Annotated in this window: 15 protein-coding genes and 1 tRNA gene; 15 read left to right on the top strand and 1 reads right to left on the bottom strand. The window is 41.6% G+C overall.

Going from position 1 to position 16,802, the window contains the following annotated elements; all coding sequences use genetic code 11:
- Positions 1–35 precede the first annotated feature (35 nt).
- The 8 genes from rsmI to DXB39_RS13375 all read left to right on the top strand — a co-directional run bounded on the left by rsmI (position 36) and on the right by DXB39_RS13375 (position 10,505).
- On the top strand, positions 36–878 hold the full coding sequence (gene rsmI / locus DXB39_RS13410; protein ID WP_117842273.1) for a 16S rRNA (cytidine(1402)-2'-O)-methyltransferase: 843 nt from the start codon (positions 36–38) through the stop codon (positions 876–878).
- Positions 879–1,087: 209 nt separating this feature from the next.
- Positions 1,088–3,148, top strand: a complete 2,061-nt coding sequence (locus DXB39_RS13405) for a methyl-accepting chemotaxis protein (protein ID WP_117842272.1) — start codon at positions 1,088–1,090, stop codon at positions 3,146–3,148.
- Positions 3,149–3,271: 123 nt separating this feature from the next.
- Positions 3,272–4,612 carry an ABC transporter substrate-binding protein gene (locus DXB39_RS13400; RefSeq protein WP_117697937.1) on the top strand — a complete coding sequence of 447 codons (1,341 nt, stop codon included), beginning with the start codon at positions 3,272–3,274 and terminating at the stop codon, positions 4,610–4,612.
- A 220-nt stretch (positions 4,613–4,832) separates the two neighbouring features.
- Positions 4,833–5,729: a carbohydrate ABC transporter permease gene (locus DXB39_RS13395; protein WP_117842271.1), complete on the top strand. Its 897-nt coding sequence runs from the start codon at positions 4,833–4,835 to the stop codon at positions 5,727–5,729.
- A gap of 2 nt (positions 5,730–5,731) precedes the next feature.
- Positions 5,732–6,583 (top strand): carbohydrate ABC transporter permease, encoded by an 852-nt coding sequence (locus DXB39_RS13390; RefSeq protein WP_197420848.1) that lies wholly within the window; start codon positions 5,732–5,734, stop codon positions 6,581–6,583.
- A gap of 17 nt (positions 6,584–6,600) precedes the next feature.
- Positions 6,601–8,406 carry a sensor histidine kinase gene (locus DXB39_RS13385; protein WP_117697935.1) on the top strand — a complete coding sequence of 602 codons (1,806 nt, stop codon included), beginning with the start codon at positions 6,601–6,603 and terminating at the stop codon, positions 8,404–8,406.
- Positions 8,406–9,155 (top strand): response regulator transcription factor, encoded by a 750-nt coding sequence (locus DXB39_RS13380; RefSeq protein ID WP_117697934.1) that lies wholly within the window; start codon positions 8,406–8,408, stop codon positions 9,153–9,155. Before DXB39_RS13385 ends, DXB39_RS13380 begins: the two co-directional genes overlap by 1 nt.
- A 12-nt stretch (positions 9,156–9,167) precedes the next feature.
- Entirely contained in the window at positions 9,168–10,505 is a 1,338-nt protein-coding gene (locus DXB39_RS13375) for a glycoside hydrolase family 30 protein (RefSeq protein WP_117842270.1), read from the top strand.
- A 1-nt stretch (position 10,506) separates the two neighbouring features.
- On the opposite strand, the gene DXB39_RS13370 is transcribed toward DXB39_RS13375, so the two are convergent.
- Positions 10,507–12,267, bottom strand: coding sequence for a DUF885 domain-containing protein (locus DXB39_RS13370; protein WP_117842269.1), 1,761 nt, complete (start codon positions 12,265–12,267; stop codon positions 10,507–10,509).
- Between the two features lie 169 nt (positions 12,268–12,436).
- On the opposite strand from DXB39_RS13370, the gene DXB39_RS13365 reads away from it, so the two are divergent.
- The 7 genes from DXB39_RS13365 (at position 12,437) to DXB39_RS13335 (ending at position 16,736) form a co-directional block, all read left to right on the top strand.
- Complete coding sequence (locus tag DXB39_RS13365; RefSeq protein ID WP_117842268.1) at positions 12,437–13,051, top strand: nucleoside recognition domain-containing protein; 615 nt, start codon at positions 12,437–12,439, stop codon at positions 13,049–13,051.
- Positions 13,051–13,752, top strand: a complete 702-nt coding sequence (locus tag DXB39_RS13360; RefSeq protein ID WP_117842267.1) for a response regulator transcription factor — start codon at positions 13,051–13,053, stop codon at positions 13,750–13,752. Before DXB39_RS13365 ends, DXB39_RS13360 begins: the two co-directional genes overlap by 1 nt.
- 65 nt (positions 13,753–13,817) lie before the next feature.
- Entirely contained in the window at positions 13,818–14,342 is a 525-nt protein-coding gene (locus DXB39_RS13355) for a spore maturation protein (protein WP_022244272.1), read from the top strand.
- Positions 14,343–14,531: 189 nt separating this feature from the next.
- Positions 14,532–14,605: transfer RNA gene (locus tag DXB39_RS13350), tRNA-Met, on the top strand.
- Positions 14,606–14,866: 261 nt separating this feature from the next.
- Complete coding sequence (srtB, locus tag DXB39_RS13345; protein ID WP_117842266.1) at positions 14,867–15,706, top strand: class B sortase; 840 nt, start codon at positions 14,867–14,869, stop codon at positions 15,704–15,706.
- 39 nt (positions 15,707–15,745) lie between these two features.
- On the top strand, positions 15,746–16,462 hold the full coding sequence (locus DXB39_RS13340; protein ID WP_022244270.1) for an NAD-dependent protein deacylase: 717 nt from the start codon (positions 15,746–15,748) through the stop codon (positions 16,460–16,462).
- Positions 16,463–16,520: 58 nt separating this feature from the next.
- Complete coding sequence (locus DXB39_RS13335) at positions 16,521–16,736, top strand: DUF951 domain-containing protein (RefSeq protein WP_117842265.1); 216 nt, start codon at positions 16,521–16,523, stop codon at positions 16,734–16,736.
- Positions 16,737–16,802 lie beyond the last annotated feature (66 nt).

Here is a 16,802-nt window from a genome sequence, read left to right as displayed (position 1 = left end):
ATATATAATACCACTTAAATAAAAGAGGATAGATTATGGCAGGAAAACTGTATCTGTGTGCAACACCCATTGGAAATTTAGAGGACATCACATTCCGGGTATTGCGTACCTTAAAGGAAGTAGATTTAATAGCGGCAGAGGATACGAGAAATTCCATTAAGCTCTTAAATCATTTTGAGATTAAGACACCGATGACCAGCTATCATGAATATAACAAAATTGAAAAGGCATACAAGCTGGTAGAGAAATTACAGGAAGGCAAAAATATTGCCCTGATAACAGATGCCGGAACACCGGGTATTTCAGATCCGGGAGAAGAACTGGTTCGAATCTGTTATGAGAATGGCATCGAAGTAACTTCCCTTCCGGGACCGGCAGCCTGCATTACTGCATTGACCATGTCGGGACTTCCCACCAGACGATTTGCTTTCGAGGCATTTCTTCCGAGGGATAAAAAAGAACGTGCCAGAGTCTTAGAGGAGCTGGCGCAGGAGAGCCGAACCATGATTGTATATGAGGCACCACACCATCTTCTAAAGACCTTAAAGGAGCTTTATGAAGTTCTTGGAAACCGTGAATTAACGGTCTGCAAGGAGCTGACCAAACGATATGAGAACACGACAAAAACGACATTCGAAGATGTCATAAGATTCTATAAGGACAACGAACCAAAAGGAGAGTACGTTTTAGTTATTTCTGGAAAGACATTTGAGACAAAGGAGCAGGAAGCAAGAGAAGCCTGGGAGAGCCTTTCCATCGAGGAACATATGGCACATTATGAGGCTTCCGGCATGGAACGAAAGGAAGCCATGAAGCAGGTGGCAAAGGACCGCGGCATCAGTAAGCGGGATGTCTATCAGGCATTGTTAAAAGAATAGGAAGAATAACAGGAAACCAATATAAGGGACAATGGACAGAGAGCAGCCATTGTCCCATTTTTGTGTAATATGAAAATAATCCACTTTTTTAAAAAGCTTTCGACTATTTTTTATAAAAAGTCAATGATACGATAAATAATATCAACCAGATAATGGAGAAAGTGTCGGGAAAAGGGTGACTTTAAAAGGGAAGAAAAGGAGGATTATGTATGCACAAAAGAGATCAGAAAGAAAAAAAGGAACTGCCTTTTTACAAGACGATTGCGATGAAACTGATTTTGGGATTTCTGGTTCCGGTAGCCGGAATCGTTATACTGGGGCTGGTTTCCTATAACAAATCTTCATACGCAATTGTAAGCAAGTATAAAGAATCGGTCGAGCAGACCATAAATATGATGCAGCAGTGCATCGGGCTTGCAGTATCTAGTGAGGAAGATGAATTCAAGCGGTATCTTACGGATACAGAGATGCAGAAATACATTTCCGGAATGTATACAGATTCAGAGGAAAAGAGCCAGAAGAAAAAGGTTACAGATGAAGTAAATACAAAGACAGTGGTAGACGAGAAAGTCAGTGGAATTGTTTTTCTGGCAGAGGGTGGAAAAAGTATTTCCGATAATACAAATCCGGTAAACAGTGCCGGATATTCGGAATATGTAGAAACACAACAGGGACAGAAAATGGCAGCAGATTCCACTGACTGGCTGATATTCGGGCAGGATAAAGAAGCGGATGAAGTACTTGGATTAGATAGCAGTACCTATAGCATCCGTCTTGTAAAAAATTATAATGCACAAAAGGGTGCAATTCTTATTGATATGGACGCTTCCTATCTGCGGAAAGTCATGGAATCCTTAAATCCGGGAACCGGCGGTTATACGGTGCTGGTGACCAGTGACGGACAGGAATTTTATGGACAGGAAGACAATATTCCGGATAGTACCATGATATATGACACCGGATTTTATAAGGAGGCACTTTCTACAGAGGATGAGACATTTAGTACAATGACAGAGATAAATGGAAAGAAGTATCTTTTCCTAAGCAGCCGGATTCCGGAAAAAGATGCACTTTTATGTGCCTTGGTGCCGGAAGAGAATATTATGGCAGAAGCAGCACAGATCCGGACATTGACGGTAATTCTTTCCATCTGTTTTGCCGTTGTTGCACTTATACTTGGCGTAATGATTGCGCAGAATATGTCCGGAACGATACATTATATTCTCCGCAAACTGCGTAAAGTAGCAGACGGAGACCTGACGATACATCTGACTACGAGAAAACAGGATGAATTCGGGCTTTTGTGTGAAGGAATCAATCATACCGTAGAACATGTAAAGGAACTGATTGTCCATGTCAATGAAGTGAGTAACCAGTTAAATGAAGCAGCAGGTTATGTCAATGAAGCGTCCGGCACTTTCTTAAAGACCTCTCAGAACATACAGGAGGCAGTGGAATGTATAGAAACAGGAGTAAATAAACTTGACAATGGAGCAGAAAACTGTCTGACACAGATGGATGCATTATCTGGTAAAATAGCAGATGTAAGTCTGCATGCACAGGAAATAAGTAATCTTACATCTTCTGCAGGAACAACGATTGAATCTGGCATACAATCGGTACAGGGACTGACCAGCAGTGCGGAATCTACGGTAGAGATAACCCGCAGCGTAATTGATGCAATTGAGGAATTGGAAGAACGTTCCAGAGCAATTAATGAGATTGTCGCAGCAATTAACCAGATTGCAGAGCAGACCAACCTGTTATCCCTGAATGCATTTATTGAAGCAGCCCGTGCCCAGGAGGCAGGAAAAGGATTTGCAGTAGTTGCAGAAGAAATCCGTAAATTATCGGATCAGTGTCTGGTATCAGCAGGACAGATATCGGATATTGTAGCAGAAATCGTGGAAAAGACCGGAGAAGTGGCAGAAATTGCACGAAAAGCAGAAGAAATAGTTTCTACACAAAGTGGTGCAGTAGAAGAGACGACGCAGTCCTTCCGGCAGATAGATACGCAGGTAGCCTCTTTGTTAATTGCATTGGATACAATCAGCAATAATGTATCGGAAATGGATAGCTCCCGTTCTGAGACATTAGAAGCAATAGAAGGCATTTCCGAAGTGTCCGGGGAAACGGCAGAATGTTCCGTTAAAGTATATGAGAGTGCAGATTCCCAGCTGGGTGCAGTAAAAGAATTAAAAGAAGCATCTGTAAATTTGAGAGAAAGAGCCAGCCGTTTAATCGAGACTTTGGGTAAATTTATCGTATAAAGAACAAAATTATATTAAAAAATTGCACTTTTTTGAAAGTTTGATGACTGTTTTTCAAAAAAAGTGAATGCTAGAATAGAATCATCAAATGAAGAGAGACATTTGAAAAAAGGAGGTATTATGATGAGGAAAAAAATTGTATCAGTGTTATTAACAACAGCAATGGTAACAGCAATGCTTGCAGGATGCGGCGGAAAAGATACTACAGCAAGTAGTGATGGTTCCGAGAAGAGCCCATCCGCAGAAGCAGGAAGTTCAAGCGGGGATGAAATTACATTGAAGGTATTCTCCAACCTGCCAGACCGTAAAAATGGTCAGGGACTGGTAGAACAGAAAATTATTGATGAGTACATGGAAGAGAATCCAAATGTAAAAATCGAAGTAGAAGCTTTGGATGAAGAAGCTTATAAGACAAAATTCAAAGCATACTCCATGGAAGGACTTCCGGATGTTGTAAGTATCTGGGGACAGCCGGCATTCTTAGACGAAGTGTTGGATGCAGGAGTACTTGCAGAATTAAATGAGTCAGATTATGATGATTATGGATTCGTATCCGGTTCCTTAGAAGGATTCAAGAAAGATGGAAAACTTTATGGACTTCCAAGAAATACAGATGTTGCCGGATTCTATTACAATCAGAAAATGTTTGAAGACAATGGCTGGGAAGTTCCAAAGACATATGATGAACTGTTGGAATTAGCAGGAACAATCAAGGATGCAGGCTATATTCCACTGGCAATGGATGGTGGAGATGGATGGCCAATGGCAGTTTATTTATCTGATTTACTTTACAAAGTAGCAGGAAGTGATTATTCCAGTATTGTAAGCAATGCAGTAGCAACTGGTGATTTTACAGATTCAAGCATTGTAAAAGCAACAGAACTACTGAAAGAAACAGCAGATGCAGGATTATTCCAGAATGGATATGATTCACAGGATTATGCAACTGCACAGAATCTTTTTATCAATGGTCAGGCTGCCATGTATTATATGGGAAGCTGGGATGCATCCATGGCATTGAATGAAGATATTGACGAAGATATCAGAACCAACATCCGTGTATTTACCATGCCGGTAGTAGACGGTGGAAAAGGAACTGCAACAGATATCGCAGCATGGAATGGTGGTGGATATGGAGTATCCGCATCTTCTGAACACAAAGATGAAGCAATCAAATTCTTAAATTATATGTATCAGCCGGATAAACTTTCCAAATATGGCTGGGAAAATGGTGTAGGAATGTCTGCACAGGATCAGTCAGCATATATGACAGGTGATGAAACAGAATTACAGATGCAGTTTGTAGATGCAGTAAATAATGCAACAAGTGTATCCGGAACCCCAATCAATGACTGTGGACCATCTGCATTTAAGACAGGCATTGAAAGTGAGATCCAGAGTGTTTCCAATGGAAGCATGAGCGTAGACGATTTCCTTTCTTCTATCGGAAAAGCCTGCCAGTAAACAAAATTAATTTCATAGCATTCTCCAAATTCTTTTAATTACATACCCTATCAGGAGCCGCAGATCAATCTGCGGTTCCTCTTTTTTTATGCATGCAGGAGAAAAAAACATATATAGGTATGTGAAAATATTACACCTTTTCTAAAGACTGGTATCTGTAAACCACATGGCCCGGTTGCTATAATTTTTATAAAGAAAAAACATAGGGAGGGAAAATATAGTGAAGAAACTTTACAGTAACAAGTGGGTTATTCTGAGTCTGGTACTTCCGGGGTTATTCTTATTTGTATTTGCAATATTAGCTCCAATCTGCCTCAGTGTATATTATGGATTTACCAACTACTCAGGAATGGGCTCTTATCAGTTTGTTGGGTGGGAGAATTACAAAAATCTGTTCCATGATGCAGCTTTTGGAACATCACTTCGGAACTCACTGCTTTTAGCAATCGGATTTATTTTTATCCAGCATCCGCTGGCAATAATCGTAGCAGCAGTCCTCGATAAGCTCGGAGGAAAAGGAGAGAACTTCTTCCGCTGCGTATACTTTATTCCAAATGTAATTTCCGTAGCAGTTATCGCATATCTGTGGAAATTCATTTACAATCCGGATTTTGGATTGCTGAATAACATTATCAAAGCCTTTGGCGGAAAAGGTGATATTAACTGGTTCAATTATGACACAGCAATATGGGCAGTCTTAATCGTCTTAATTTGGCATGGATTTGGATGGGGAATGTTAATTTACTACACCGGAATTAAAAATATTGATCCGGTATTGTATGAAGCAGCAGCAATTGACGGAGCGACACAGATACAGACCTTCTTTAAGATTACATTACCACAGATGAAGCCGGTTATTCAGGTAAATGTAACCATGGCTGTTATTTCTGCATTAAAGCAGATGGAGACGGTATATCTGTTAACCAATGGCGGTCCGGGAAATAGTACACAATTTGCAGCAAACTATCTGTATCAGCAGGCATTTAAAGCATACAAATATGGATATGGAAATGCAATCGGTGTGGTATTCGTTATTATCTGTCTGTTAGTAACTGTAATTTTAAATAAGATTTTTGAAGAAAGAGAAGCAAAAATTAAAGTAAAGGAGGTCGCATAATTATGGAAATGATCGGAAGTAAGAAGAAGAAAAAGAAGCTGTCGAAACCAATCCTGTATGTTATACTTATTATAGTTGCGGTAATACAGATATTTCCATTAATCTGGCTGTTAGATTTTTCACTGGCGAGCAGTTCTGAAATGTTTACCAACGGACTTCTGGTAATGCCGAAGAAAATCCAGTGGGGCAATTACGTAAAAGCTTTTGTAGATGGTAATTTCCTCTGGTATCTGAAGAATAGTATTTTAATTAATGGATTAGCAGTGCTTCTTGTAATTGTAGTATCTATTATGTCGGCATTTGCATGCCGTAGAATGAAATGGAAATTAAGTACATTCGTAAAAACACTTTTATTAATGGGACTGATGATTCCGATTCATGCGACACTGCTTCCGAATTATAAGATTTACAGCCGCCTGGGAATGACAGATACCATCTGGGCATTGCTGATACCATATGTTGCATTTTCACTTCCACAGGGATTGTTCTTAATGACAAGCTTTATGGAATCCATTCCGGTAGAGTTAGAGGAAGCAGCAGTAATGGATGGTTGTGGAATATATCGTATTTTATTCCAGATTATTACACCAATGTTAAAATCCTCCATTGCAACTGTAGCAATCATGACGTTCTTAAATAACTGGAATGAATTTATGATGGCAAGTACCTATTTAAGCTCTGATAAATGGAAGACACTTCCATTCTCGGTTCTTGAATTTACCGGTGAGTATTCGTCAAATTACGCAGTACAGTTTGCAGTTATGGCATTGACAGCAGCTCCGGCAGTTATTGTATATATTATATTGAATAAACATATCACCAAGGGTGTTGCCATGGGTGCAGTAAAAGGATAAGAGAGGGTACATGAGGGATGCAGAAGATTAGAAAATGGATAAACGGTCTGAGTGTAAAAGCAAAATTAATTATTTATGCATATGCAATCTTTACGCCTGTACTGATTCTCATCTGCGGCATCCTGATGGTACATAATTATAAACAGGCATCCAGTGACCGGTTGGAAGGTAACCGTGCCAACGTGGAATCCTTAGCAGAGAATATAAGTCTGCTACAATCGGATGTAAAAGATTATACAACCTATATCTGTATTAACCAGGAGATAAGGGGATTATTATCGGAACGTGATTCTGCTCCTTATAATGCAGATGCAAGATTGTGGCAGAATAATGGACCAATGGAAGTGGTTCAGGATATGATTTCCATGCGTGGAGAGATTAAGACAATAGCTATCTATCCGGAAAATGGAATAAGACCTTATTTAAGGGGTATGGATGGAAGTGTAAATCTCTCCACAATGGAAGATATACGGCAGACACAGATTTATCAGGAAACGGTGGATACAAAGCTTGGAATGATATGGAAAAGCGTGGATGCAGACGATAGTGGACCGTATCTTGCTAATTTCTCAGATAAAGTAGTGCTCTGCAGGGAAATTTATGATCTGTCACATAAGAAAAGACTTGGATTTATTGTAATAGGTGTTGGAAAAAGTAAATTTGAAGAACTGATGACCAATATGGTGAAAGAAGGCGGAGAAGCCGTAATGGTCGTAGATCCACATACGGGGGAACTGGTAACCGTTGGAGATGTGGATGATAAATTAAAAAAATATCTGACGGCAGAAGAATTCCGTCAGCAGGATTACAGAGAGAGGGAAAAGGATTTCATCTGGGGAGATTATGAAGTCATTTGTACCCAGCTGAATAAAGAAGGAGCAATTACCTGCAAGATTATACCAAGACAGCAGGTGCAGGCTCAGATAAGAAGTGTCGTTTATATGCCACTGGCATTACTGTTTGGACTGTTGATTGGCATGTTTCCGTTTTTTATGATTATTTCAAATCTTGTAACCAATCCGTTGCGAAAAGTAAGCGAAGCCATTTTAAAATTCTCTGCCGGTGATTTTGAGCAGCAGGTAAAAGTAGAAACCAATGACGAAGTCGGACAGGTGGCGGAATGCTTTAATGCAATGGTCGGAGAGATTAAGAAGCTGATTGATGAGAATTATGTGATTACCTTATCGGAAAAAGAAAGTGAGCTGGCCGCACTGCAGGCACAGATAAATCCGCATTTCCTGTATAATACGCTGGATTCTTTGTACTGGCAGGCAACAGAGGCAGGTAATGATGAAATTGCAGAGAGTATCTTATCACTGTCGTCATTGTTTCGGCTGACTTTAAACCAGGGACGCAGCATAATTACGGTAGAAAAAGAATTCGAACTGGTCCGGGAGTACTTAAAGATACAGAAAATGCGTTTCCCAAGAAAGCTGAATTACGAATTACATATTGCAGATGAAATTAAAGATGCAAAGATTCCCAAACTGATTATTCAGCCATTTGTGGAAAATGCAATTGTACATGGTTTTGAAAATGTCAGCAAACCGTGTAAACTTACCATAACAGGAACGCGTACCGGAGACCGTATTCATTTTGAAATAAAAGATACAGGAGTAGGAATGAAGCAGGAACAGATAGATGCTTTATGGGAAAATGAACCGGTCAATTATTCCAAACAGAGAATTGGAAGATATGCAATAAAAAATATCAGGGAAAGACTTCAGTTGAAGTATCATGAGCAATATATTCTGAAAATAGAAAGCACAGTTGGAGAAGGGACAACTGTAATACTTGAGATTCCATTTGAGGAGGGAGATTAATGGGGATTAAATTACTGATCGCAGATGATGAAGATGTTATATGTAAAGGTGTTGCGAAATATCTAAGACTTCATACAGACCGTTTCAGTAAAATTTATGAAGCAGAAAATGGAGAAGAAGCCTTAGATGTTATTTATCAAAAACAGCCAGACATGATGATACTGGATGTGCAGATGCCAATTAAGTCGGGATTGGATGTGATGCGGGAAGCAGCTAAAGCCGGGATAAGACCGATTACGGTCATTCTAAGTGGTTATGATGAATTTACTTATGCTCAGAAAGCAATCAAATTCGGAGCCAAAGAGTACCTTTTAAAGCCGGTCCGTGCAGCAGATATTCTTACATTGCTGAATAATCTGGCAGATGAATATATTGGAAAAGAAGAGACTGTGAAAGAACAGTCTGAGGCAGCCGCCGATAAAGAAAAAGAGAATCCACTAGTGAGTGAAGCCAAAGAATATATGAAAGAAAATTACGCAAGCAGTCTTACGTTGGCAGATGTGGCGGAATATCTGCAGATATCCACAGGCTATCTTTCTACGTTGATGAATCAGAATTTGAAATGTGGATTTACCGATTATCTGAATCAGATCCGTGTGGAAAGAGCGTGCTGTTATCTGGAGCAGAATTTCCTTAAAAATTATGAGATTGCTTATAAAGTGGGGTTTAATGACGAAAAATATTTCTCCAAAGTATTTAAGAAAATCAAAGGAATGTCACCGAAGGAATATCGGATAAAAGAGCGGTAAAGGAGGAAGTTTATGGAACTGACTTATTATACAACTACATATAAAGGCAATAAAAAAGAAACAAAAGAAGAGCATCATGTATTTGTAGATGATAGAGGAGAGGAGAATCAACTAATTAATCTGTATCCGCAGATTACCATGCAGAAAATAGAGGGATTTGGTGGAGCAGTTACGGATTCAGCCGGATATGTCTATTCCCTGTTAGATGACAGCCAGAAGAAAAAGCTGGTAGAGACTTATTTTGGAAAAAATAACATGAAATACAATCTAGTGCGGATTCCAATGGACAGCTGTGATTTTTCAATTGAGCATTATGAAGCAGATTCTGATGAAGAAGATAAAGATTTTGCAGAATTTTCTTTTGCACGGGTTGAAAAATATATTCTTCCATTATTAGATGCAGCAGAAGCATCCTATGGTGCAAAACTTGATATTATGTTATCTCCATGGAGCCCGCCAGCATATATGAAGACTAATGGAGAGAGAAATCACGGTGGAAAATTAAAAGAAGCTTATAAAAGACGGTGGGCAGAATATTTGTGTCGTTATATAGAAGAGTACAGAAACCGTGGCTATCATGTGACGAAAATGACGATGCAGAATGAGCCAAAGGCAGTGCAGCCATGGGATTCCTGTATTTATACCGAACAGGAAGAACGGGATTTTATAAAAGATTATCTTCATCCTGCACTGGTAGAACATCATCTTGATGATATAGAACTTTATATCTGGGATCATAATAAAGAGCGTGCGCTGGAATGGGCAGAGACAATCTTTACCGGAGAGACAGCTGATATGGTGGCAGGTCTGGCATTCCACTGGTACAGTGGAGATCATTTCGAAGCATTGCAGATGATAAAAAAACGTTTTCCGGATAAAAAGCTGCTCTTATCCGAGGCATGTATTGAATACAGTAAATTTGCTGCGAACGATTATCTTAAGAATGCACAGAAATATGCACATGATATGATAGGTAATTTAAACAATGGAATGCAGACATTTTTAGACTGGAATCTGCTTCTGGATGAGCAGGGTGGTCCGAATCATGTGGGAAATTTCTGTGATGCACCGTTTCTCTTTGATACAAAGAAAAAAGTGGTGATGGAAAGTAATATTGCAGGATACATCTGGCATTTCAGTCATTTTATCGAGCCGGGAGCAATCCGGATTGGAATGACACGTTATACAGACGAACTGGAAGTAACAGCATTTCAGAAAGAGGATAAAATCAGTTTTGTAGTATTGAACCGTACAGAGAAGAAGATTCCTTTCTTTTTGAGACTGGATAATACCTGTGTCAGTCTTGAATCAGAGCCGGAATCCATTGCAACAGGTGTAATTGTACAATAGCTCACCAATAGTATTCTAAGTATTTTTGGATAATATCAAAAGGTGCAGGACCGATGGACAACACTGCCTGGTGAAACTGTTTATCGGAATAGGAATCCCCGAAGGTTTCTTTGGCGTAGTCCTTTAGCTGAAGGAATTCCAGGCAGCCAATATAATATTTGAGATAATGAGCCGGCTCCGCTACGATATAGTCGTAGATTTCGGAGGCGGCTTCCTTATTGTCGATGCCATAATCGCTTAAGAAGTCCTTAAGGTCACTGAGTGTCCAGCCCTTTGCATGAATGGATAAATCTGCGGTGGCATAGAGGCTCAAAAGAGCGGACTGGTTATGCATAAGGAGCGAAGCCTTTTCCTCCGGCAGACCGGCATAAGAGTAAGAGAGCATTTCCACATAAGTTGCCCAGCCCTCTACATAGCCGGGATAGTTGAGAATACTCCGGATGGGTGCACAGCCGGAGGCAGACGTAGTGGTAGTCTGATAGAGATGTCCCGGGAATCCTTCGTGCGCCAGTGTGGTGAAAAGTTCGAAGCCTTCGTAGTGGCTGCGGGGATTGATATAGATGACATTATGGGAAATGTCATCGATAGGGGCCGTCAGATAAAAGGCGGGAGCCATGGAATCCTGCATACAAGGGTCCACGGAGCGGACGAAAAAATCCGTAGAGACCGGCGGCAGGAAATCCTTTGCAATAGCGGAAGAAAGACAGGTAAGCATCTCTTCCGGGGTGGCATCCTTCAGCGGAAAATCGTCGGTAGTAAGAGAAATGCCGGGATGACTGGCAGCAATCCCGTTGATGGCAAGAAGGTCGGATTTCCGTTGCTTTTCCGTCATTTCTAAAAGTTCATCTATGGAATGGGAAGAGCCGGTGGCATCATAAACCAAAGCAGCATAATAGTCTGAGCCATCCGGAAAATAGCAAAGTCCGGCGGAGTTACGGCCACTACCTTTGTGCTCCACCAGAAAATCCCGCAAAGCTTCATAGGCTGGCAGAACATATTCTCTAAAAGCAGCTTCATTTTCGATACAGTAGGAAGCCTGTTCCTCTGCTGATAAATCAGGGAGTTCCGCTACTTTATTACGAAAAGTAGTAATCAGATAATGCTCAGAACTGTTATCACAGAAGGTATTTAAGTCTGCAATCAGCGTATCCGCCTGGTTATCTGAAAGAAAAAGTCCCTCATTGATTTTGTTCGTTTCATAATCTAAGACAGAATCAAAGCAGGATGGAATCAGTGAAAGCAGAGTCAGATAATCCTCCACATCTTTGCGGTCATAGAAATGGTATTCTGATAGCAGGATCGGAAGCTGGGCAGGAAATCCGGTGGAAGGACGCAGGATTTCCGGGTAATAGGTATAGTCTGACTGACTGCGGTTAGAGGAGACGTAGTCATTTAAAATATCATAGGTCAGCTTCTGCTCGGTGGTCAGTACCTCATAGTCATAGGACTGTAACCCACAGGAGATATTTTCGATATTTAAGGCAGATTGCTTTCTGGCATCGGCAGAATAATCCGGCAGAGCAATTTTATAATCGGTAATGCCATAGACTTCCGGCTGGCTTAAGGTATAGTGAAGAGTCAGGGTATCGGAGGTTACTTCGCTTTGAAATAAAAGACTGGTATACTCCTCAAAGGAAATGGAATCCGGCGCAATATAACCGGAATCAGAAACCGACTGGTCTTTGCTGCACCCGCTTAGAAGAAATAAGGATAAAGCAAAGCAAATGGTTATCAGAAAAGGAGAAATATATTTGTGCAGCATAGACGGCCTCGGATGAAGAGTGTTCAACAAAGAATATGAAAAAAATCGTATCGATATGACAAAAGAACGTGATATGGCAGAAGAGGGTGTGCTATAATCACCAGAGAAAGTAGTTCCTTCCGGGAAAACTGCATATAGTAGAGTAACGGGAAAGCAAAAGAGGTTCGAAATGAATTATCTGTGGGGATTTATGATTCTTGTGGGAGTGCTCTACGGTGCAATCAACGGAACACTGCCGGAAGTGACGGAGGCAGCAGTAAACTCTGCCAAAGAAGCAGTGGCATTAGCCATTACGATGACAGGAGTCATGGCGTTCTGGATGGGAATGATGAAAATTGCGGAATGCAGTGGCATTGTAAAAGCGGCAGTAAAGAAAATGCGGCCGGTGCTGACATTTCTTTTTCCTGATATACCCGATGACCATCCTGCCAATCATTACATAGCAGTCAACATGATAGCCAATATGTTAGGGCTTGGCTGGGCGGCAACGCCGGCAGGCTTAAAGGCAATGCAGCAATTACAGGAGTTACATATTGCCAGACTTAAGGCAGCCGGAAAAAACATACAGAAGTATTCCGGAAATGCCACAAAGGAAATGTGTACCTTTTTGATTATCAATATATCGTCTCTGCAACTGATTCCCATGAACATTGTGGCGTACCGCAGTCAGTATGGCTCGGTGCATCCGGCTGCGGTGGTGGGACCGGGACTTGCAGCGACCATTATCAGCACAGCAACGGCAGTCATTTTCTGCCGGATTGTAAGTCGAAGGAGAACGGATTAATGTATACCATAGGAATCATCGAACAGGATAAAGCATTGGGGGATGCCATGGAGCAGGTACTGGACGAAAAAGGCTATTTTACAGTGCGGGCGGATTCCCTCACAGATGCCGGGGAGTTATTTCAGCAGGTTATTGTGGATATGGTGGTATTAGACCTTGAGCAGAAGGAATTTGCCGGAAAAGAGGATGCAGCAGCAAAATGGGAGAATACCCTCCTCGCCCTGGTGCAGGCAAAGCCACTGCTATTGATTCGGCCGGAGAAAACCGGCTCTGTTTTTGAACGGTGTAAAAAATGCATAGAACGGGCAGACGATTATATCAGAAAGCCCTTTGATATACAGGAATTCCGCATCCGGGTGGAAGTACGTCTGAGTAAGATTCCGGCAGAAAAAGAGAAAGTAAGATTTTTCTATTACGAAGAGATAAAGCTGGATATCGAGAAGCGGCTGGCGACCATTGGCGGGCAGACTACGAAGCTTACCAGAACAGAAGCTGCTATTTTAAAATGTCTGATACAGCGGAACGGACGGACAGTGACAAAGACCACGCTGTTAGACGAAATTGCAGAAGATACACCGGACTGTGTGGAAAGTTCCATCAAAGTCCATGCCAGCAACTTACGACGGAAACTGCGGGAATTAAGCGGCAGGGATTACATCGAAACCCGCAAGGGCGTGGGGCTGCGCCTGCGGAAGCAGTAAAAAGAGGCATGATAGTTCTCCTGTCTGCATAGAATGAAAAAGAAGCTCTTAGCAGGAGAATGAGGATGCGCTTTCTTATGTTCCTGTCAGATGCCCTGATTCCGATACTGGTCTTTTACATCGTAGGATTCGGCATTCTGATGAAGAAAAATGTATATGACGATTTCTTAAAGGGAGCAAAAGAGGGCATACAGACAGTAGTTGGAATTCTGCCAACGCTGGTGGGGCTTATGGTAGCAGTCGGGATCCTAAGAGCCTCCGGGCTGTTGGACTTCATTTCTACTACCTGCATGGGCTGGACGAAACATATCGGAATCCCTTCCGAGCTTATCCCCATTGCCATTGTCAAAATGTTTTCCTCCTCGGCGGCAACCGGACTGCTGGTGGATTTATACAAGGAAGCCGGGTGTGATTCCTTCGTGGGAATGGCAGCCTCTGTCATGTTAAGCTGCACCGAGACCATTTTTTATACCATGTCAATTTATTTTATGTCGGTAAAAGTACGAAAGACCGGCTTTACGCTTCCGGGGGCATTGTTTGCTACGCTGGCAGGAATTGCGGCAAGTATCTTTTTGGCGGGACGAGTGTAGACTTTCCATAAATAGTGTGCTACACTTTTTCTGGGTTGACGAGGACTGTACAGGACTTCAGATGATGAAGATACAATTCTTCAAAAGTCAGGAATAAAAGTGCTTGTAACTGTATATTATGTAAGGCAGGGACATAGAAATTTGACATTTGCAGAAGGAAGGACTATAATAGCTTTTGCAAATAAATAGCGCGGGATGGAGCAGTCTGGAAGCTCGTCGGGCTCATAACCCGAAGGTCACAGGTTCAAATCCTGTTCCCGCAACTCTTTAACCACTGTCTTATGGGCGGTGGTTTTTACTTTACAGGAAATTGCTTTCCTGTAAAGTAAAAACCGCTCCGCGGGGATGCGCACTGCGGCGCATAAGGTAGATGTCGCAAGCGACCGCCGCAGGCGCGAGAATGTGCCAAGGCACATTCTTTTTTACGCGAGTTGCTCGCAGTTACCAACGCATCCGTAAGAAGCTGCCAGTGGCAGATTCTGTAGGTCTATTGCAGCAAATAGAGAAAAATTAGGGGTGTGACAATGACAGGAAAGATTAAAAATGAGCGAAAGAAGAAAAAACAGCAGAATATCCTGTTTCGGATTTTATTTCTGCTGGCACTGGCAGTATTTTTGTATGCGGCAGTAAGATTGATTCTGTATGGAATTACTTATTGGAAAGGAAGCCATGAATATAAGGGACTGCAGAAATATGTCAGTGAGCAGCCAAAGGATGAAAGCAGTACGGGAGAAAACGGGGAATTTACCGTAGATTTTTCCGGATTAAAGGAGTTGAACCCGGACTGCATCGGCTGGATCCGGTTTGAAAATATTGATATCAGCTATCCGATTATGCAGGGAGAGGATAATGAATATTATCTGAAGCATACCTTTGAGGGACAGGCTGTAACAGCGGCAAGTATTTTCATGGATGCCAACAATCATGCTGATTTTTCTGACCAGAATACCTTCATCTATGGTCATAATATGAAGGACAAGACCATGTTTGGTAAATTAAATAACTATAAGGATGAGGAATTTTATAAAGAAAATCCGTATTTTTATATTTATACACCGGATTATACCTACCGTTATGATATTTTTTCCTGTTATCTGGCAAGAGTGGATAATGAAGTGGATTTCTATACCCAGTTTGCATCCGATGAGCAGTTTCAGGAATTCTTAGATGGTGTAAAGGCACAGTCAGCGTATGATACCGGCGTAGAGGTAACACCAGAGGATAAAGTAATTACATTGATGACCTGCAACAAGGCAGGCTATGATTACCGTTTCTTGGTACATGCGGTACAGACAGAGGCAGTTCCAAACGGTGACGTGGCACCGGCAGAGGAGAATGCAGGCACAGAAAGCGAAGCGGAATAAAAGAGAAAGACTACTTTTAATGGAACAGGAGGCAGCAGAATGGATGGTATCGAGACATTAAAGCAATGGGTCATGGACTCAGATAATATTGTATTCTTTGGAGGTGCAGGTGTATCTACGGAGAGCGGCATTCCGGATTTCAGGAGTGTGGACGGACTTTATAACCAGAAATACGATTATCCGCCGGAAACCATCTTAAGCCACAGCTTTTATATGCGTAAAAAAGAAGAATTTTACCGATTCTACCGGGATAAAATGCTGTGCCTGGATGCAAAGCCTAATGCAGCGCATAAGAAATTGGCAGAGCTTGAGGCAGCCGGTAAGTTAAAGGCGGTTGTGACGCAGAATATTGATGGACTGCATCAGGCGGCCGGCAGCAAAAAGGTATTAGAGCTTCATGGCAGTGTCCACCGGAACTACTGCCAGAGCTGCGGAAAGCTATTTGATGCCGAATATATTTTAAAGAGTAGTGGAATTCCAACCTGTGATGAATGCGGCGGCAGCATCAAGCCGGATGTGGTTTTATATGAGGAAGGCTTAGACCAGCAGACCTTAGAGGATGCGGTGTATTATATCAGCCATGCAGATATGCTCATTATCGGCGGTACTTCACTGGCAGTATATCCCGCAGCAGGACTTATCGATTATTACCGGGGCAATAAGCTGGTGCTGATTAATAAGTCCACCACGCCATTGGACAACCGGGCAGACTTACTGATACAGGGTAGCATCGGAGCCGTATTGTCAGAGGTCTGAAAGAGGCAGAAGAAATTACCTAATAATATAGAAGATAATCATAGAAGAAAGGGACGACATGAATAATTATCAATACGAAGTAGGCGATATTGTAAAATTAAAAAAACAGCATCCCTGTGGAAGCCAGGAGTGGGAAATTCTTCGGGTAGGAGCGGATTTCCGGTTGAAATGCATGGGTTGTGACCATCAGATTATGATTGCCAGAAAACTGGTGGAGAAGAATACCAAAGGTCTTCGAAAAAAAAGTGAGCAAAAAAATGAAACAGAATCGTAAGAATAATAAGAAAAACACTTGCGAAACGGGTCAGATTATGCTATCATATAGGCTCGTGATATGTAA

Origin of the sequence: Roseburia sp. OM03-7AC (assembly GCF_003462625.1) — a bacterium.
Taxonomy (GTDB): Bacteria; Bacillota; Clostridia; order Lachnospirales; family Lachnospiraceae; genus Roseburia_C; species Roseburia_C amylophila.
This window is presented reverse-complemented; position numbering and strand designations above follow the sequence as displayed.